Origin of the sequence: Salegentibacter chungangensis (assembly GCF_042678405.1) — a bacterium.
Taxonomy (GTDB): Bacteria; Bacteroidota; Bacteroidia; order Flavobacteriales; family Flavobacteriaceae; genus Salegentibacter_A; species Salegentibacter_A chungangensis.
The window spans coordinates 318374-337805 of sequence record NZ_JBHTLI010000001.1 but is presented as its reverse complement, the minus strand read 5'-3'; the positions used below and the strand labels follow the sequence as shown (position 1 = coordinate 337805).

The window sequence follows — 19432 nt, the reverse complement described above, 5'->3', positions numbered from 1 at the left end:
CGGCTGCGCTTAAATAATTCTACCTTTGAACCAATGGAGAAACCTGCTCTAGAAGTACAGCTTAAAACCCTGCCAAACAGTCCCGGGGTCTATCAGTATTATGATAAGAACGGGAAGATCCTGTATGTGGGGAAGGCTAAGAATCTTAAAAAACGAGTCACCTCTTATTTCACCAAGCGTCACGATAGTCATCGCATTGGGGTTATGGTAAAAAAGATCAGGGAGATCAGGCATATTGTAGTGGCTTCAGAAACCGATGCGCTTCTGCTGGAAAACAATCTTATCAAGAAGCATCAGCCCCGCTTCAATGTAATGCTGAAAGACGATAAGACCTATCCCTGGATATGTATTAAGAATGAACGTTTTCCAAGGGTCTTTCCAACCAGAAAACTCATTAAGGACGGGAGCGAATATTACGGTCCCTTTACCAGCTTTAAAACCGTAAATACGCTGCTGGATCTCATAAAAGGGCTTTATAAGCTCAGAACCTGTAATTATGATCTGTCTGAAGAAAAAATAAGACAGGGGAAGTATAAGGTTTGCCTCGAGTATCATCTTGGAAATTGTAAAGGGCCTTGTGAAGGGATGCAGGCCGAAGCGGAGTACAGCCGGAATATTGAACATATACGGCAGATCGTAAAAGGGAATTTTAAGGATTCGCTTAATCAGTTCAGGAACCAAATGAAGGAACATGCGGAACGGATGGAGTTTGAAGATGCACAGCGCATAAAGGAAAAGATCAAGGTGCTGGAGAATTATCAGGCTAAATCTACCGTAGTTAACCCAAAGATCAATAATGTTGATGTCTTCTCGATTATGAGCGATGAAGGTTATGCTTATGTGAACTTCCTTCAGATCTCTCACGGAGCTATCATCAGGTCGCATACCATAGAGATGAAAAAGAAGCTGGACGAAAGTGATAAAGAATTGCTTGAGCTGGCAGTGACCGAGATCAGGCAGCGTTTTAATTCAAATTCTAAGGAAATATATGTGCCTTTCAAGATTAAGGTGGCAGATAATATAAAGGTGAGTATTCCAAAGCTCGGAGATAAAAGGAAGATCGTGGACCTGTCCCTTCGTAATGCCAAATATTACAGGCAGGAGCGGTTCAAACAGATGAAGATCGTGGATCCTGACCGGCACGTGAACCGTCTGATGGCGCAAATGAAGGAAGACCTAAGGCTGAGCGAAGAGCCAAGGCATATAGAATGTTTTGATAATTCTAATATTCAGGGGACGAATCCGGTGGCTGCCTGTGTGGTTTTTAAGAATGGGAAACCAAGTAAGAAAGATTATCGTAAATTTAATATCAAGACCGTGGAAGGCCCAGACGATTTTGCCTCAATGGAAGAAGTGGTTTTCAGGCGTTACCGAAGACTGCTTAATGAAGGGGAAGATCTGCCGCAGCTTATTGTGGTAGATGGCGGGAAAGGTCAGCTTTCTTCGGGAGTAAAGGCCCTGGAGACTTTGGGCCTGAGAGGAAAGGTCGCAATTATTGGTATTGCCAAACGACTTGAAGAATTGTATTACCCGGGAGACCCCATCCCTTTATATCTCGATAAAAAATCGGAAACCCTGAAGGTTATCCAGCAACTTAGAAATGAGGCGCACAGGTTTGGGATTACCTTTCACAGGAATAAAAGGAGCAAAGGAGCGTTAAATACTGAACTGGAATCCATCAGCGGCATCGGGGAGAAGACAGTTGTAGAACTGCTGAAGCATTTCAGGTCTTTAAAGAGAATAAAAGAAGCCAAACCAGAGGAACTGGCCGAAGTAATAGGAACCTCAAAAGCATCGATCATTCACCAACATTATCATCCTTCAGAATAAATGAAAAAAACACTGCTTATCTTACTATGCCTGTTTAGCCTGCAGGTCTTTTCCCAGGGAAAGGAGGACCTGAAGATTGGACTTGTGCTTAGTGGCGGTGGTGCTAAAGGACTTGCCCATATTGGGGCTTTAAAGGTGATTGAGGATGCGGGTATTCGCATAGATTATATTGGCGGGAGCAGTATGGGAGCGATAATCGGCGGGCTGTATGCTTCCGGATACTCGGCTTCAGAGCTGGATTCGATCTTTCATACCACCAACTTCAATATCCTTATTCAGGATGATCTTCCGCGAAGTGCAAAAACCTTTTATGAAAAAGAGGATTCGGAAAAATATGCCATCACCCTGCCTTTCGACGATTTTAAACTCAGCTTTCCTTCAGGCCTTTCCAAAGGGCAGAATATCTATAACCTGATGTCGCGGCTTACTATGCACGTGAGCAATGTGGATGATTTTAACGACCTGCCAATCCCGTTCTTTTGTGTTGCGGCCGATATTGAAACAGGGGAGGAGGTAATTCTTGATGAGGGTTCCCTTGCCAAGGCTGTTTCGGCCAGTGGGGCTATTCCGTCTATTTTTTCCCCTGTGAAAATAGATGGCCGTTTGCTTACTGATGGGGGGGTGGCAAACAACTATCCGGTGGAAGAGCTTAGGGACCGGGGAGCAGAGGTGATTATTGGGGTGGACGTACAGGATAGTCTTGTAGACCGGGAAGAGCTTAGAAGTGTCTTTGAGATCCTGACCCAGATAAGTAACTTCAGGACCATTAGTGATATGAGGGAAAAGATCCCCAAAACCGATATTTATATAAAACCTGACATTACAGAATTTTCGATCCTTTCTTTTGATGATGGGGATGCGATCATAGATTCAGGAGCCGTGGCAACCCAAAAACGTTTTGAAGAACTTAAAGATCTTGCGGCAAGACAGGTAAAAGAAAGAAGAGATATAAACGTGCCCAAGATCGATACTTTTCAGATAAGTACCCTTACCCTGGAAGGGAACAATACTTATCCCAGGTCATACATTCAGGGGAAACTGAAACTTAAATTCTTTACAAAATTCACCTTTAAGGACCTTAACGAAGGGGTGAACAACCTCTCAGCTACCGGGAATTTTGACAGGATTAATTACCGGCTGATCCCTCACGACGACAATGATTTTTATACCCTTGCCATGCAGATAGAAGAGAGTAAGAGCAAAACCTTTTTGAGGCTGGCATTGCATTATGATGATGTATACAAAAGCGGGGCCCTGGTGAACTTGACCAATAAGAGCTCTGTTTTCTCTAATGATGTTGCTTCGCTGGATCTGGTTGTTGGTGACAAATTTCGTTATAATTTCGATTATTACCTGGATAAGGGCTATTACTGGAGTATAGGGCTGCATTCCCGGTACAATCGTTTTGAGCGAGGCATAGCCTTTGATTTTGCCCGGGAAAATGCCGGTTTGGAGAATATTTCGGATGTGAACGAGATCCAGATAGATTACAGTGATTTCACCAATCAGATCTATGTGGAAACCCTGTTTAAGCAGGTGTTTTCATTTGGAATGGGTGCCGAATATAAATACCTGCGGATCCTTTCGGAAACACTCCGGAATCAGCAGGAAGAAAGGAGAACCACGGTTTTTGATAATAGCCATTATTACAGTGCTTTTGGGTATCTTAAATTCGACTCTTACGACAATAAGTATTTTCCCAAGAAGGGTTTTTACTTCGATGGCGATTTTCACGTTTATTTGCTGTCTTCAGATTTTAACGATGATTTTTCAGAGTTTTCAATAGCCAAGGGGAAACTGGGCTATGCGTTTAGTCCCTGGAACAGGTTTACCACGCGAATTTCTTCCGAAACCGGTTTTAAGATAGGGAATGATAATATTAATACGCTCGATTTCTTCCTCGGCGGCTATGGCAATAACTTCATTAATAACTTTATTCCTTTTTACGGGTATGAGTACATCAGCCTGAGCGGGGATAGTTATATAAAAGCTCTCTTGGAGCTGGATTACGAGATCTTTAAAAAACATCATCTTATAGCAAGCGCCAATATTGCGAATGTGGAGAATAAATTATTCTCGACCGGAGAATGGTTTACACTGCCCGATTATACGGGCTATGCACTGGGTTATGGGGTGGATACCTTTCTCGGACCTCTGGAGGTGAAATACAGCTATTCGCCCGAGGTGGAACAAAGTCGATGGTTTTTTAGTTTAGGCTTCTGGTTTTAGCCTTGTTTTAAGAATGTTTCTTTAAAAAAACACGATATTTGTTTTAATCTAAAATTAATACCAAAAAAATATCATATCCTCAATATCTTTTAAGAAATTGAGGCCGGTAATAAAAACTTAATATTATGCCTTTTTATCATAAGCTTGGTAGGATTCCGCATAAGCGGCATACCATCTTCAAAAAGCCCGATGGCAGTCTTTACTATGAACAGCTTTTCGGAACTATTGGTTTTGACGGAATGTCTTCTAACCTTTATCACGAGCACAGGCCAACCCAGGTTAAGGAGATAAAAGGAAGCTATAGCGTAAAGCCGAAAATAGCCACAGAGAATAATATTAAATCCTATCGTTTTCGTGGGTTCCAGGTGGTGCCGAATCCCGATTATCTTGAAAGCAGAAAGGTGATCTTAACCAATAGTGATGTAGATATTACCCTTGCATCTCCCCAGGGATCAACCAAAGACTATTTTTATAAGAATGCCGATTCAGATGAATTGCTGTTCATTCACAAGGGAACCGGTAAACTGAGAACACATCTTGGAAATCTAGATTTTAAATATGGAGACTATCTTTTGATTCCGAGAGGAACGATCTATAAGATAGATTTTGACGATGAAGATAATAGACTGTTCATTGTAGAATCCAGAAGACCCATATATACTCCTAAAAGATACCGAAACTGGTTTGGGCAATTGCTAGAGCATTCTCCGTTCTGTGAGCGTGACCTAAGGCAGCCTTATGAGCTGGAGACCAACGACGAGAAAGGAGATTTTCTGATTAAAGTGAAAAAACAGGGAGAGATCTTTGATATGGTTTATGCCACACATCCATTCGATGTGGTGGGATATGACGGATATAACTACCCGTATGCTTTCTCTATTCACGATTTTGAACCTATTACCGGCAGAATTCACCAGCCACCACCGGTGCATCAGACCTTTGAGACCGATGCCTTTGTGGTTTGTAGTTTCTGCCCGAGAAAATATGATTATCATCCTGAAAGTATTCCTGCGCCATACAGCCACAGTAATATAGACAGCGATGAGGTGCTGTATTATGTAGACGGAGATTTTATGAGTCGGAACGATATTGAAGCCGGTCATATTTCGCTTCACCCGGCCGGGATTCCGCACGGGCCGCATCCGGGAGCTGTGGAACGCAGTATCGGACAGGTAGAAACCGAAGAGCTTGCAGTAATGGTAGATACCTTTAAGCCTTTGAAACTTACCGAAGATGCTCTGGGGATTGCCGATGAAACTTATTATAAATCCTGGCTGGAGTAAATTCCTGCCGGTTTTAATTGACCTATAGATAATTTGGAAAACAAAGAAGATTTGGTTGCGCAGGTGATGGCGATGTGGTAAACGATATTCCCTTTTATAACATCTATTAAACCATTATTCTTGCAACCTTAAAAAATAAAATATTATGAGTACCGATAACACTTCATTAAAACTGGAAAAAGTAGTTCCCGAAGCAGATGATTTTCTGCCGATTCTGGGAACTGACTTTGTGGAACTATATGTGGGCAACGCCAAGCAGGCGGCCTATTACTATCAGCACGCCTGGGGTTTTCAGCCTGTTGCTTACGCAGGGCTTGAGACCGGAAAAAAGGACAGTGTTTCCTATGTGCTTCAGCAAGGTAAGATCCGCTTGGTGCTTACTTCACCGTTGGAGCCGGGAGGAGATATTAATGCTCACATTAATAAACATGGAGACGGTGTGAAGTATGTAGCTTTGTGGGTAGATGATGCCAGAAAAAGTTATAAAGAAACCACTGCCCGTGGGGCGGAATCTTATGTAGAGCCATATGTGGTAGAAGATGAGCACGGAAGTGCCGTGATCTCCGGGATCCATACTTACGGAGAAACGGTTCACCTTTTTATTGAAAGAAAGAATTATACAGGTCCGTTCCTTCCGGGATATAAAACCTATGCGCCAAAAGTAAAATCTGAAGAAACCGGTCTGAAATTCATTGACCATATGGTCGGTAATGTTGGGTGGAATGAGATGAACAAATGGGTGGAGTTCTACGGAAAAGTGATGGGCTTCGCACAGCTGGTGTCTTTTGACGATAAAGATATCTCTACTGAATATACGGCGCTTATGAGTAAGGTGATGAGTAACGGGAACGGAAGAATTAAGTTCCCTATAAACGAACCTGCTGAAGGCCGTAAAAAATCCCAGATAGAAGAGTATATAGACTTCTATAACGGTGCCGGAGTGCAGCACATCGCACTGGCCACCGATAATATAATAGACACGGTAACCAAACTAAGAGACCGTGGTGTGGAATTCCTTTATGTTCCTGAAACGTATTATGACGATCTTCTTGATCGTGTGGGGGAGATCGATGAAGATCTTGAGCCTTTAAAGGAGCTTGGGGTACTTGTAGATCGTGATGATGAAGGCTATCTGCTGCAGATCTTTACCAAGCCGGTATTGGATCGTCCTACAATGTTCTTTGAGATTATTCAGCGTAAAGGAGCTCAGTCTTTCGGAAAAGGAAACTTTAAAGCTCTTTTTGAGGCTATCGAAAGAGAGCAGGATTTAAGAGGAACTCTACAATAATTATTAAAAAAACACCAACTTCTGAGAAAGAAATTGATTTTATTGGGTAATTGACAATTTTTTAGTTAAAGTTGAATTTATGGTTGTCAGACACTAAGAAGATTCGGAGTTTTGCACTCGCATTTTTGGAGTGGTTACCATTAATGTAATGTAAAAATTAATTTTTTTCATAATTTAAGTTTTAGTTGGTTAATAAGTTAAAAACCCCATCAAATTAATTTGATGGGGTTTTTCGTTTTAATACATTTGGAATAGAAATTGTAAATAATTTCGTAAATCCCCGGCAGTGCCCCGGAAAATCTATAAACTTTAAAATAGTTATGAGAAGGTTATTTACAATTATTGCTTTTCTATTCATATCCAATATAATTCTTGCCCAGTCTCCGCAGGCATATGAAGCGGGGGAATGGTTTAAGTTTCGTATCCATTACGGTCCCTTTAATGCCAGCTATGCCACCCTTGAAGTGAAGGAGGCCACTCTGAATAACAAAGAAGTATATCATGTAGAGGGAGAGGGCAGGTCCACCGGCCTGCTTCATCTTTTTTTCAAGGTAGAGGATTATTACCAGACCTATATTGATAAACAGGACGGAAAACCTTACAAATTTGTTAGAAAGATAAATGAGGGAGGGCATACCAAAGACCTGGAAATAGACTTCGATCACCAGAAGAATAAGGCTTATGTGTACGATAGGAAGCACAATGAGAATCGCATCTATACAACTCGGGAAAATGTTCACGACATGTTATCGTCATTTTATTATATTCGCAACAATATTGAAAATGACCAGTTGAGGCCGGGAGATGAGATGCATTTGAATATGTTTCTCGATGATGAGAATATGGATTTTAAGATAAAATTCCTTGGAAGGGAGGTGGTGAGAACCAAATTTGGTAAAGTGGCCACCTTAAAATTCAGGCCTTATGTTTTGGCGGGAAGGGTTTTCAAAGAAAAAGAAAGCCTTACTTTCTGGGTAAGTGATGATGCCAATAAAATACCGGTAAAAATTGAAGCTGACCTTGCCGTTGGCTCTTTGGATGCCGATCTCGATGCATATCGGGGGTTGAAGCATCCGTTCAGGATAATTATGGATTAAAAAAAATATGGAAATTAAGCCCGAAATCGCTGAGCGTATTTTAAAGCTTGAAGAGAAATTCAAAAATTCGGGACAGGACCTCGGCTCCTATCTTGATGGCTTATTGTACGACAGGTATCTCACTTACTGGGATTATATCAGCCTGGATACCCTGCTGAGTTTACAGAAAACACTCACTCACTTTCCCGATGAAAAGATCTTTATCGGATACCACCAGATCACCGAGTTATATTTTAAGCTTGCCATCCACGAGCAAAAGCAAATCATTGAAAAGGAAGAGCTCACGGCTTCATTTTTTGTGCAAAAGCTTAAAAGACTCAACCGGTACTTCAGGATCTTAATTGATTCCTTTGATGTGATGATTAAGGGAATGGAGCGGGAACAATTCCTTAAATTCAGGATGGCCCTTCTTCCGGCCAGCGGATTTCAATCGGCCCAGTTCAGGATGATCGAGCTTTATTCCACTCCACTGGTAAACCTTGTTTCTTATAAGATCCGGAAGAACTTTTCGGAGTCTGACGAGCACAAGGAGCTCTATGAAAATATTTACTGGAAAAAAGGCGGAATAAACCTGGAAACAGGTGAGAAGACCTTAACACTAAAGCAATTTGAAGAGCGTTATACTCCCAGGTTTATGAGGATAGCCGAGGATGTTCAGGAAAAGACGCTCTGGCACAGATACCTCAATCTGCCTGAGACTGAGAAAGAAAACGAAAGTTTGCGTAAGGCTTTACGGGAATTTGATACCAATGTAAATGTGAACTGGCCTTTGATGCATATGGGCGCGGCATACAGGTATCTGAGTAAAAAGAATGAAACCATAGATGCCACCGGGGGAACTAACTGGAAAGAATTTCTCCCGCCGGGATTCCAGAAGAACACATTTTTTCCGGGCTTATGGAGTGAAGAAGAATTTGAAGACTGGGGTAAAGAGTGGGTGAATCATATGTTTAATACAGAAAATAAAAAGTAAAATTGAAGAAATTAAGTCTGCTAATGCTGTTGATGCTGGCTTTTGTGGCCTGCAATGATGATGTTAAGAAGGAAGCCGTTAGTGAGGTGAAGCCCAAGAAGGCTCCGCCTGTAGAGAAAGAATACGGTTTTGTGCTTAATGATTTTGAAGTGGTAAAAGATACCATAGAACCAGGGGATAGCTTCGGTTATATTCTTGATAAACACGGGGTAGACCGGGGTAAGGTTTATGAGATCTCACAAAAAGTAAAAGACACCTTCAATCCCGCGCGCATTATGGCCGGGAAAAGATATATGATCCTTAAGAAAAAGGATTCTGCCAGAACTCCACAGTATTTCATTTACCGGAATGATAAGATTAATTATACTGTGGTTCAGATTGGAGATTCTATACGTGCGTACACCAAAAAGAAACCTGTTTCCGTTAAAAAGCGGGAGATTTCAGGAGTTGTGACATCTTCACTTTCAGAAGCCATGCAGAAGCAGGGGCTTAGTAATTTGCTGGTGTATGAACTTGCAAACATCTACCAATGGAGCATAGATTTCTTCAAGCTTCAAAAGGGAGACCAGTTTAAGATGGTCTATCACGAAAAATACATAGATGACACCATCTTCGCGGGGATAGAAAGTGTTGAAGCGGCGGTCTTTAAACACGCAGACAAGCCATTTTATGCCTTCGAATATGAGGCCGATTCGGTAACCGGGAAGCCAAGTTATTATGACGAAGAGGCCAAAGCACTACAGAGTTTCTTTCTGAAGGCTCCTCTTAATTACAGCAGGATCTCTTCCCGTTATCAGAAGAGAAGGTTCCATCCTGTCCAGAAGCGCTGGAAAGCCCATTTGGGGACCGATTACGCCGCAGCACACGGCACCCCAATCGTAACTACTGCAGATGGGATCGTGATTGCTTCCAGTTATACTTCAGGAAACGGAAATTACGTGAAAGTACGCCATAACAGTAAATATACCACCCAGTATCTTCATATGACCAAACGTAATGTAAGGCGTGGACAGCATGTAAAACAGGGAGATGTAATTGGTTATGTTGGGAGTACAGGACTTGCCACGGGGCCGCACGTTTGTTACAGATTCTGGGTGAATGGGCGCCAGGTTGACCCTTATCGCCAAAACCTGCCTACCGCCAAGAATATAGACAAAGCACATAAGGAAGCTTACTATGCGCATATCGAGGATTTGAAAAAAGAACTGGATAGTATTCCTTATAAAAATATCTAAATGAAAAATATTAACCCTACACATACCGCTGCCTGGAAAAAACTTTCAGAGCATTTTGAAGAAGTCGAAAATCTTAAGATGAAGGACCTGTTTGCCGATGATGAGAACAGGTCTTCGAAGTTCAGTATTGAGTGGGATGATTTTTTCTGCGACCTTAGCAAGAACAGGATCACAGAAGAAACCCGTGACCTGCTTTTGGAACTGGCTGAAGAATGCCAGCTTGAAGATGCGATAGCTTCATATTTTAATGGGGAGACTATCAACAGAACAGAAGGCAGGGCGGTGCTTCACACGGCACTTAGGGCTTCTGCTGATGCCAAGGTTGAGGTTGGAGGAGAAAATGTTATTTCCGAAGTTCAGCAAGTAAAGAAGAAAGTAAAGGGCTTTTCTGAAAGAGTGATAGATGGCTCGAAGAAAGGCTATACCGGCAAGGCTTTTACCGATGTGGTGAATATCGGGATTGGAGGGTCAGACCTTGGGCCTGCAATGGTTACCGAGTCTTTAGAGTTTTATAAAAATCACCTGAAAGTTCACTTTATTTCAAACGTAGACGGAGATCACGTACACGAAACCCTTAAAGGTTTGAACCCGGAAACCACGCTTTTCGTGATCGTTTCCAAGACCTTTACCACGCAGGAAACGCTTACCAATGCAACCACCGCCAGGAACTGGTTCAGGAAATCGGCTCCTCAGGACGCGGTGTCGGACCATTTTGTTGCTGTTTCCAGTAATGTGCAGAAGGTTGAAGAGTTCGGGATTGATATTGACAATATTTTCCCAATGTGGGACTGGGTAGGCGGTAGATTCTCACTTTGGAGTGCCGTTGGCCTCTCTATAAGTCTTGCGGTAGGATACCCGAATTTCGAGGCTTTACTGGAAGGAGCCAGGAAAATGGATGATCACTTTAAAAATACCGATTTTAAAGAAAATATTCCGGTGCAACTTGCCTTGCTAAGCATTTGGTACAATAATTTCTATAAGGCCGAAAGTGAAGCGGTGATCCCTTACACCCAGTATCTTCACAGGCTGCCTGCTTATTTACAGCAGGCTATAATGGAAAGTAACGGGAAGAGTGTAGACCGTAATGGCGATAAGGTCTATTACCAGACGGGAACTCTTATCTGGGGGGAGCCGGGGACCAATTCCCAGCACGCTTTCTTTCAACTCATACACCAGGGGACAAAACTTATCCCGGCCGATTTTATTGGTTTTAAGGAGTCTCTTTTCAAAGACGCTGATCATCACAACAAACTAATGGCTAATTATTTTGCCCAAACAGAAGCTTTGCTTATGGGTAAGACCGAGGCTGAAGTTCGTAAAGAGCTTGGGGCGAAATCCTTAAGCCAGGATGAGGTCGATATGCTGGTGCCGTTCAAGGTCTTTGAGGGGAACAAGCCTACAAACAGTTTACTTGTTAAAAAATTAACACCTGAGAACCTTGGAAAGATCATCGCTATGTATGAACATAAGATCTTTGTACAGGGTGTGATTTGGAATATTTATAGTTATGACCAGATGGGTGTGGAATTAGGTAAGCAGCTTGCAACCCAAATACTTGCAGAAATCGAAACAAACTCCGTGAAAAATCACGATTCTTCTACTAAAAACCTACTAAAACACTTTTTATCATAAAATTGCACTTATTGTTGAAAACCTGTTAGAAGTTTTAAAATGCAGGCTTTCAATGGCTTAAAAAATTGTTATAGTTTTGAGTCGCAAAAGATGTTAAAGTTAAATTCCTTAACGTTTCTGTAATCTTTAATGTTAAGGAATTCACTTCTTTTGCCTTGAATTTTAACTCAAAAACAAACAATTTTTACACAATGAGGAAATTACTTGCGATAGCCTTGTTTTTTGCAACGGCTACAATTTTTGCTCAAGGGACAGTTACCGGTACGGTGATTGATTCCGAAATGGATGGTCCGTTACCGGGTGCAAACATTATGGTGGTGGGTACCAACAATGGAACCACTACAGATTTTGACGGTAACTTCTCCATCGAAGTTGGAAAAGCCAAGGGGGCAATTGAAATCAGTTTCGTAGGATACGAAACAAAGAAAGTTCAGTTTTCAGTTGCAAACGGTGGAACCCAGGACCTGGGACAGATAGTTGTCTCTCCTGATGCCGATGCTCTTGAAGAGATCGTTATCACCAGTTTCTCTCTGGCGATAGACAGAAAAACCCCTGTTGCTGTTTCAACAATTAAAGCTGCAGATATTGAGACGAAATTAGGTAACCAGGAATTTCCTGAGATCCTTAAATCTACTCCTGGTGTTTACGCAACTAAACAGGGAGGTGGATTTGGAGACGCCGAATTGAGACTTAGAGGCTTTAACTCTGAGAACATTGCTGTGATGATTAACGGGGTTCCTGTTAATGATATGGAAAACGGTCGTGTTTACTGGAGTAACTGGGCCGGTCTTTCTGATGTAACCCGCTCTATGCAGGTTCAAAGAGGTCTTGGGGCTTCAAAAGTAGCAGTACCTTCTATTGGTGGTACTGTAAATATTGTAACAAAAACTACCGATGCCGAAGAAGGTGGGAACATCTTCGCGACCACAGGTAATGATGGATATATGAAATTTGGAGCTACCGTTTCTACCGGGGTTATGGAGAACGGAATAGCTGCAACGGTTTCTGCTTCAAAAACTACAGGAGATGGTTTTGTAGACGGAACCGAGTTTGAAGGATACTCTTACTTCCTGAACCTTTCTAAAGATTTCGGTGAAAATCATCAGTTGTCATTCACTGCTTTTGGTGCACCTCAAAGACACGGTCAGCGTGAGACTTCTTACCAGATCGAAACTTACAGAGAAAGTGAAAGAGGAATTAAATTTAACGGGGACTGGGGTTACCTCAATGGAGAAGTTAAGCACGTACAGGATAACTTCTACCACAAACCTCAAATGTCTCTTAACCACTACTGGGATATTTCAGACAGAACCCAGCTTTCTACCGCTCTTTATGCTTCTTTCGGTACCGGAGGAGGTGGAGGATACGAAGGGGATGCGAACCTTAGAAGTATTGACTCTCCATACAGAAGCGGATACCTTCAGCCACTTGATCTTGATCTTGTAGTAGACGAGAACGTTGAGAACGGTGCACTTGGTTCAAAAACCATTCTTTACAACTCAAGAAACGACCATAACTGGTACGGAGCCCTTTCAACGCTTTCTACAGAGATCACTGAGGATATCGAATTATTGGGTGGTGTTGACATCAGATATTATAAAGGAAAGCACTTCCAGGAAGTAAAAGACCTTTTAGGAGGAACTTACTGGCTGGATGAAGGAAGCAACGAGAACAATCCTGTAAATGTTGCAAGAGTAGGAGATAAGATCAACTACTACAATGACGGGATCGTACTCTGGGAAGGTGGTTTTGCTCAGGTTGAGTACTCTAACAATGATCTTTCTGCCTTTGTTTCTCTTGCTGCCTCTAACACTTCTTACAAAAGAATCGACTATTTTAACTACCTAGATAGCAGCCCGGAACAGGAAACTGATTTTATCAATTTCTTCGGGTACTCTGCAAAAGGTGGTGCTAACTATAACATAGACGATAATCACAATGTATTTGCTAATATCGGGTACTTCGAAAAAGCGCCTTTCTTTAACGCGGTTTTCCAGAACTTCCAGAACGATATTAACGATGAAGCTAAAAACCAGAAGATCTTTAGTGCTGAGCTTGGATATGGATTCCGTAGCACAGACTTCAGAGCTAACCTGAACGTGTACAGAACCCTTTGGGGAGACCGTACCTTTACTCAGTCTTACTTTGACAGGGCAAGCGGAGAATCTTACTTTGCTAACATCCTGGGAGTGGATGCACTTCACCAGGGTATTGAATTCGATTTCTCTTACAGACCTTTCCAAAACCTTACTATTACCGGTATGGCTTCTATTGGAGATTGGAAATGGGATAGTAACGTAACCGACGTTTTCATCTATGATGATAACCAAAACGTGCTTAACCCGGATGACCCTATTAACCTTTACCTGGATAAAGTTCCTGTAGGTGGATCTGCTCAAAACACTTTCGCATTAGGACTGGATTACGAAGCTCTTCCTGGTACCAGGGTGAGAGTAGATTATAATTACTACGATCAGCTTTATGCAGATTTCGATCCTATTGGAGTTGGTACTGATGATGGGAACTATATGCCTTGGCAAGTGCCGGATTACGGAGTTGTAGACCTTGGTCTTACGCACAACTTCAAATTTGGTCCTTTTGATGCTACCATTAACGGGAATATTAATAACTTATTAGATACAGAATACGTTTCTGTAGCTGATGACGGATCTGCTTCTAACGCAAGAACTGCTTCTGTATGGTACGGTTTCGGACGTACGTACACTGTAGGTATGAAAATAAAATTCTAAAAATATAAAAATGAAAAAGACATTTTACTTTTTAATGATGTTTGTAGGTCTTGCAATTACAGGTTGTGAGCCTATGGAAGACATCCACGACGAGATAGATGCAGAGCTGGAGGGGAAGGTTGCAGGAGCTGTAGATTATACTCTTGAAGAGGATGATTATACTGAAACCCTAGAGCTTGGATTTCCAAACTTCGGTTCTGAAGAAGAAGCCAAGGAGCTTATTCCTGTAGTGCTTAACGAAAAATTCCCTGCATTGGGAGCGAATTCTTCTGTTAACGTTACTTTCGATCTTTATGACCCGATCAGAGTGCAGGAAGCTACTGTAGCTTCTGCAGATTATGAAGGCATCGGTCTTTCTGTTGACTACTTTTCAGATTTTTCTGAAATCCAGGAAGTATTGGCTTACAAATACCCTCAAGCAGAACAGGGAGATTATGTAGAATTGACCTACAGAACCCTTGCCGATGAGATTATGTATAACCTTACTCCTGAAGATTTCGATCTTATTGAAGAAGAGTTTGCCTCTGTATATCCAGATGCTGCAGAAAGCGCCGGTAACTACAGCAACTTCGAGAGAAGAGAGGATAATGATGCTTACTGGAGCGACGCTATGATCCTTGAAGCTCTTAATGTTGTTCTGTCAGAGAATTATGACGATGTTGAAGGGCAGAAATACAACGTTTCTTACAGGATCTATAATGGAAACTCAGGTACTGAGAGTATGACCGTTCAGTTTGATGGGAACGCTTACGTAGCCGTTGGAGGAACTGCTTATGAGTTCGCCAATGCAGATTACGAATTTGTAGCTTCTGAATTTGCTTCTACTTACCCGGGTCCTGCCGAGAACGTAGGGAACTACGGAAGTTTTGATGTAAGATCAAGCAGTGACAACTACTGGAGTGATGATATGCTTATGGAAGCTATCAACGCCGTATTGATGGAGCAATATCCTTCCGCTGAAACCGGAGCTAAATTTGAAGTAAGCTTTAAGGTTTATCCTGGTGGAGGAACAACTACCTGGATCTGGAACGTGATCCTTACTGATGACGGATATATCATTGACGAAAGCGCTTCAGTTTCTACTATCGAAGAAACTAAGGTATTTGCTTACGCTAACGGAGACTGGAATGAGCCGTTTATGCTTCCTGCCGATTCTTACACTGAAGAATTCGGACAGACTTACTCTAACTTTGATGATGAAGATGAGGCTCTTTACAAGATAGGTATCTACCTTGAGTCTGTTTACCCATATGCTGAAGAAGGAGACTTTGTTCCTGTTGGTTACAAATTTTATGATGATGGATCAACTGACATTGAATACGCAAACTTCGTATTTGAAAATGGTGAGTGGAACTTCATCCCAAGCGTGGTTCAGACGAGCCTTCAGTTTGGTAACGACGGTTCTGCGTGGATTCCTGATAACACTATCAGATACACCCTTGCCGGTTCAGATTACGCGATTATCGCTTCTGAATTTGGCGAGGTCTATCCTGGTCCTGCAGGAAGCGTGGATCAATATTCTAACTTCGACCGTAGAGAAGGAAATTCTGCTTACTGGAGTGATGATATGATCCTTGAAGCAATGCAGGTTCTCCTTGATGAGATCGCTCCTAATGCTGAAGTTGGTCAGAAGTATGTTATTACCTATGCTATTTACAACGGTACTAATACTACTGAAGAGATCAGCCTTATTAAAAATGAAGACGGAGAATGGGTGATTAACGAATAATCACGACGCTCCTTCATAATAACTTTAGAAAACCTCTTGTCCTTCGGGATAAGAGGTTTTTTAATTGATTGATTTATATGATATTTGCAATCTCACCTAAAATTATATAATGAAGAAATTAGTGTACCTGGCTATATCTGTTTTGATCCTTGGATGTAGCACCGAAGAAGACCCGACTCCACAACCTAATCCTACACCGGAGAACCCGGTTGCGGTAGACGATGCGCTTTCAGCAAAGGAAAATGAGGAACTTGTTATTGATGCTGATGTCTTATTGGATAATGATACTACTACCGATAATGCCCGCATCAGTTCTTTTGAGGCTTCTACTTCTGAAGGGGGAGAGCTAAAGGATAATCGGGACGGGACCTATACTTATAACCCCCCGGCCGATTTCCAGGGAGAGGATACTTTCTCATATACCATTTGTGTTCCCGGAGATTCCGATCGTTGTTCTACGGCGACTGTAACGGTAAATGTTGGTGATGCTGGAGATCCTCAGGCCAATGCCGATACTTATGAAACCGCCGAGAATACTTCGCTTAGCATTAAAAATCACCTTTCTAATGATGTGGTAGTAGATAATGCAAGCGTGATCAAGGTAGAATATGAGGGAACTAACGGAACTGCTGTTTTGGAAAATGACGGTTCCATAACCTATACTCCTAATGAAACATTTTCGGGTGAGGATAGTTTTACCTATACTCTTTGTGATGACGATGAAAACCCGTCCTGTTCTACGGCTACTATAACCGTAAACGTTATAGATGAAGGTTCACCGGTCGCCAATGATGATGCTGTAGTGATTAGTGTTGGTACCGACCAGGTGGTGATCGATGATGTTTTGAATAATGATGAAGCAATTGACGGGGCGGTGATCGCCTCTGTAAATGCGGACGGAAATGGTACTGCAGAGCTTAACGCCGATGGCACCATTACCTACAAGCCTGCATCAGGATTTGAAGGGAAAGACAGCTTTACTTACAGCCTTTGTGATGATGATGCTACCTCTACCTGCGTTACCGGGACGGTTACCGTAACCATTGTAGACCCTGTAGCTTTTGATATTCCATCTGGATATGAAGATTATTATGGAGATGTCACTTTCACCGAAGACCCGCAGTTATTGCTGCAGGTACTTACAGATTTCACCACAGATGAGCACGTAAACCGTCTTGAATATTACCAGAGACACGATTATCTGTATGAGGCCGATGAGGACCTTAATAATTCTAATAATGTGATCCTGATGTATTCCGGAGACAGTCGTCCAAAGGATGAATACCAGCAAGGAGACCTGAGCGAAGGGGAAACATTCAATACTGAGCATATTTACCCTCAATCCAGACTTTCTTCAGAAGAGGCCAAAAATGATATGCACCATATGCGTGTGGCCGATGTGGACATCAACTCACAGCGACTGAACTTCCCTTTTACCGATGGTAGCGGATCATATAAACTTGTTGATGGTGATAAATGGTATCCCGGGGATGAGTGGAAAGGCGATGTTGCCCGTATGGTAATGTATGTTCACCTGAGATATGGAGAGGATTTTGAAACCGTAGGAAGCCTTCAGTTGTTTCTTGAATGGAACAGGGAAGATCCGGTATCGGATTTTGAGATCCAGAGGAACAATGTGATAGAAGGAGCCCAGGGGAACAGGAATCCTTTTATAGACAACCCGTATCTTGCTACTCTCATCTGGGGAGGCGAGGCGGCAGAAAATCGTTGGTAAAAGCATTCCGGGCTTTTCCGGAGTTTATGATAAAGAATTTGTAATTTTAATTTCTTAAAAAAGATATATGTACACTACAGTTCAATTTATTCATTCCTGGTGGGCTTACCTGGTCGTAATTATGCTAATAATAGCCTCTTTTAATGCCATAATAGGTACAGTTACCAAAAAGGAATACGGAGCTACTAATTTCAGAATTGCTCTATTCACGCTTATTGTTTCGCATATTCAGCTTCTGATAGGCCTGCTTCTTTATTTTATTGCGCCTTACTTCAGGATGTTCGGTGAAGTTGGAATGGGAGGAGTAATGAAAGATTCCACCTTAAGATTATACAATGTGGAGCATCCGTTAATAATGATCCTTGCCATCGTGCTGATTACCGTTGGATATTCCAAACACAAGAAAAAGCTGACTTCAACACCTAAGTTCAAGACGCTTGCCATCTTTTATACCCTGGCACTTATCCTGGTATTGTCAAGAATACCTTGGAGCGCCTGGTTCTAAAAATCCAAGATTTAATAAGACGCCCCGCAATTTGCGGGGTGTTTTTGTTTTAAGCGATTTCTGCTGCACTAATTTGTTGCAGAAGCACTTTCCTTGATAAGATAAATATAGACCGGGAAATGATCGCTATATCCCCCCTGATAGCCTGAATAACCGTAAGTTCTTAAGGGGTAGCCCCGAAACTGGCCTTTTGGCGTAATAAGGTATGATTTGTTAAATATCCCAGCTTTATAATACTGGTAAGAATCGTATTCATTTTGGGATGCCGTTCCCGACAGCATAATCTGGTCGAAAAGGTTCCATCCGTCCCGGTATGCCAAAGTCCCGCTACCCTCTTTCTGCATCTTTTCCATAGGGTTAAATAACTCCTGAAGTTTTAAATCTTTCTTGACCGAACCGGTTTTTAAGTATGTTTTGATACTGCGGTTATGAGGATCGTCATTAAAATCGCCCATATTTACGATCTTCATATATGGCTCATTCTGGAAGATCGAATCGATTATTTTTCTGTTTAGTTCTGCGGCTCTAATTCGTTTATATTCGCTTGCCTTTTCACCTCCGGAACGCGAAGGCCAGTGGTTGATAATAAAACTGAAGTTTTCTCCATCCAGCTTTCCGCTAACCACAAGCTGATCTCGGGTTTTTTCCGGTTTCGGAGAACCCGGCTCCGATAAGCTTAGCTTTCTGGCGTGATGACTGGTGGGGGCGAACACAGATTTTTGGTAAAGCATAGCCACATCAATTCCGCGGCTGTCCGGCGAGTCATAATGAATTATCCCATAGTTCTTGTTTTTTAGGGCAGGTTGATTTACAAGATCTTCCAGTACCCGGTAATTTTCTACTTCTGCAAGACCAATGATGGCCGGCGAAACCTGGGCAGATTCTATGCCTATTTCAGAGATCACTTTTGCCAGGTTTTGAAGTTTTTCCCTGTATTTTTCTTCGGTCCAGGCATCTTTTCCTTCGGGGGTACGATCGTCATCAAATGTAAACGGATCGTTCTCAGTATCGAAGAGATTTTCAACATTGTAAAATGCAATACTGACAATTTTATAGGATTTTTCTTGCTGTGCCCTGGCCTGAAAATAACTTCCTGCAAAGACTAAAAGGATAACAAATTTAAGCCTCCGTTGCATTTTTGTTCGC

The 19432-nt window shown here is 42.1% G+C and carries 13 protein-coding genes; 12 read left to right on the top strand and 1 reads right to left on the bottom strand.

Features of this window, described 5'->3' with window-relative positions; all coding sequences use genetic code 11:
* The first annotated feature begins 33 nt into the window (after positions 1-33).
* The 12 genes from uvrC (at position 34) to ACFQ3Q_RS01400 (ending at position 18286) form a co-directional block, all read left to right on the top strand.
* Positions 34-1830, top strand: a complete 1797-nt coding sequence (uvrC, locus tag ACFQ3Q_RS01455; RefSeq protein ID WP_380742213.1) for an excinuclease ABC subunit UvrC — start codon at positions 34-36, stop codon at positions 1828-1830.
* The gene (locus ACFQ3Q_RS01450) at positions 1831-4059 is read left to right on the top strand and encodes a patatin-like phospholipase family protein (RefSeq protein WP_380742211.1); all 2229 of its coding nucleotides are present in this window, start codon (positions 1831-1833) and stop codon (positions 4057-4059) included.
* Positions 4060-4184: 125 nt separating this feature from the next.
* Positions 4185-5342, top strand: a complete 1158-nt coding sequence (locus ACFQ3Q_RS01445) for a homogentisate 1,2-dioxygenase (RefSeq protein ID WP_380742209.1) — start codon at positions 4185-4187, stop codon at positions 5340-5342.
* A 145-nt stretch (positions 5343-5487) separates the two neighbouring features.
* A complete protein-coding gene (gene hppD, locus ACFQ3Q_RS01440; RefSeq protein WP_380742207.1) occupies positions 5488-6630 on the top strand; it encodes a 4-hydroxyphenylpyruvate dioxygenase in 1143 nt (380 codons plus the stop codon).
* A 320-nt stretch (positions 6631-6950) separates the two neighbouring features.
* The gene (locus ACFQ3Q_RS01435) at positions 6951-7727 is read left to right on the top strand and encodes a DUF3108 domain-containing protein (protein ID WP_380742205.1); all 777 of its coding nucleotides are present in this window, start codon (positions 6951-6953) and stop codon (positions 7725-7727) included.
* 7 nt (positions 7728-7734) lie between these two features.
* On the top strand, positions 7735-8700 hold the full coding sequence (locus ACFQ3Q_RS01430; RefSeq protein ID WP_380742203.1) for a tryptophan 2,3-dioxygenase family protein: 966 nt from the start codon (positions 7735-7737) through the stop codon (positions 8698-8700).
* 2 nt (positions 8701-8702) lie between these two features.
* Positions 8703-9935, top strand: a complete 1233-nt coding sequence (locus ACFQ3Q_RS01425) for a M23 family metallopeptidase (protein WP_380742202.1) — start codon at positions 8703-8705, stop codon at positions 9933-9935.
* Complete coding sequence (gene pgi, locus ACFQ3Q_RS01420; protein ID WP_380742200.1) at positions 9936-11567, top strand: glucose-6-phosphate isomerase; 1632 nt, start codon at positions 9936-9938, stop codon at positions 11565-11567.
* A gap of 191 nt (positions 11568-11758) precedes the next feature.
* The gene (locus ACFQ3Q_RS01415; RefSeq protein ID WP_380742198.1) at positions 11759-14317 is read left to right on the top strand and encodes a TonB-dependent receptor; all 2559 of its coding nucleotides are present in this window, start codon (positions 11759-11761) and stop codon (positions 14315-14317) included.
* A 10-nt stretch (positions 14318-14327) separates the two neighbouring features.
* Positions 14328-16046: a hypothetical protein gene (locus ACFQ3Q_RS01410; RefSeq protein WP_380742196.1), complete on the top strand. Its 1719-nt coding sequence runs from the start codon at positions 14328-14330 to the stop codon at positions 16044-16046.
* Between the two features lie 109 nt (positions 16047-16155).
* Complete coding sequence (locus tag ACFQ3Q_RS01405; RefSeq protein WP_380742194.1) at positions 16156-17781, top strand: Ig-like domain-containing protein; 1626 nt, start codon at positions 16156-16158, stop codon at positions 17779-17781.
* Positions 17782-17848: 67 nt separating this feature from the next.
* Entirely contained in the window at positions 17849-18286 is a 438-nt protein-coding gene (locus tag ACFQ3Q_RS01400) for a hypothetical protein (protein ID WP_380742192.1), read from the top strand.
* A gap of 68 nt (positions 18287-18354) precedes the next feature.
* On the opposite strand, the gene ACFQ3Q_RS01395 is transcribed toward ACFQ3Q_RS01400, so the two are convergent.
* Positions 18355-19422, bottom strand: coding sequence for an endonuclease/exonuclease/phosphatase family protein (locus ACFQ3Q_RS01395; protein ID WP_380742190.1), 1068 nt, complete (start codon positions 19420-19422; stop codon positions 18355-18357).
* Between the last annotated feature and the right edge of the window lie 10 nt (positions 19423-19432).

Excerpts from the sequence above, each read along its gene's own strand:
- ACFQ3Q_RS01395 (WP_380742190.1), bottom strand. The coding sequence starts at position 19,422 with ATGCAACGGAGGCTTAAATTTGTTATCCTTTTAGTCTTTGCAGGAAGT.
- ACFQ3Q_RS01435 (WP_380742205.1), top strand. The coding sequence starts at position 6,951 with ATGAGAAGGTTATTTACAATTATTGCTTTTCTATTCATATCCAATATA.
- ACFQ3Q_RS01430 (WP_380742203.1), top strand. The coding sequence starts at position 7,735 with ATGGAAATTAAGCCCGAAATCGCTGAGCGTATTTTAAAGCTTGAAGAG.
- hppD (WP_380742207.1), top strand. The coding sequence starts at position 5,488 with ATGAGTACCGATAACACTTCATTAAAACTGGAAAAAGTAGTTCCCGAA.
- ACFQ3Q_RS01450 (WP_380742211.1), top strand. The coding sequence starts at position 1,831 with ATGAAAAAAACACTGCTTATCTTACTATGCCTGTTTAGCCTGCAGGTC.
- ACFQ3Q_RS01415 (WP_380742198.1), top strand. The coding sequence starts at position 11,759 with ATGAGGAAATTACTTGCGATAGCCTTGTTTTTTGCAACGGCTACAATT.
- pgi (WP_380742200.1), top strand. The coding sequence starts at position 9,936 with ATGAAAAATATTAACCCTACACATACCGCTGCCTGGAAAAAACTTTCA.
- ACFQ3Q_RS01400 (WP_380742192.1), top strand. The coding sequence starts at position 17,849 with ATGTACACTACAGTTCAATTTATTCATTCCTGGTGGGCTTACCTGGTC.
- uvrC (WP_380742213.1), top strand. The coding sequence starts at position 34 with ATGGAGAAACCTGCTCTAGAAGTACAGCTTAAAACCCTGCCAAACAGT.
- ACFQ3Q_RS01410 (WP_380742196.1), top strand. The coding sequence starts at position 14,328 with ATGAAAAAGACATTTTACTTTTTAATGATGTTTGTAGGTCTTGCAATT.
- ACFQ3Q_RS01445 (WP_380742209.1), top strand. The coding sequence starts at position 4,185 with ATGCCTTTTTATCATAAGCTTGGTAGGATTCCGCATAAGCGGCATACC.
- ACFQ3Q_RS01405 (WP_380742194.1), top strand. The coding sequence starts at position 16,156 with ATGAAGAAATTAGTGTACCTGGCTATATCTGTTTTGATCCTTGGATGT.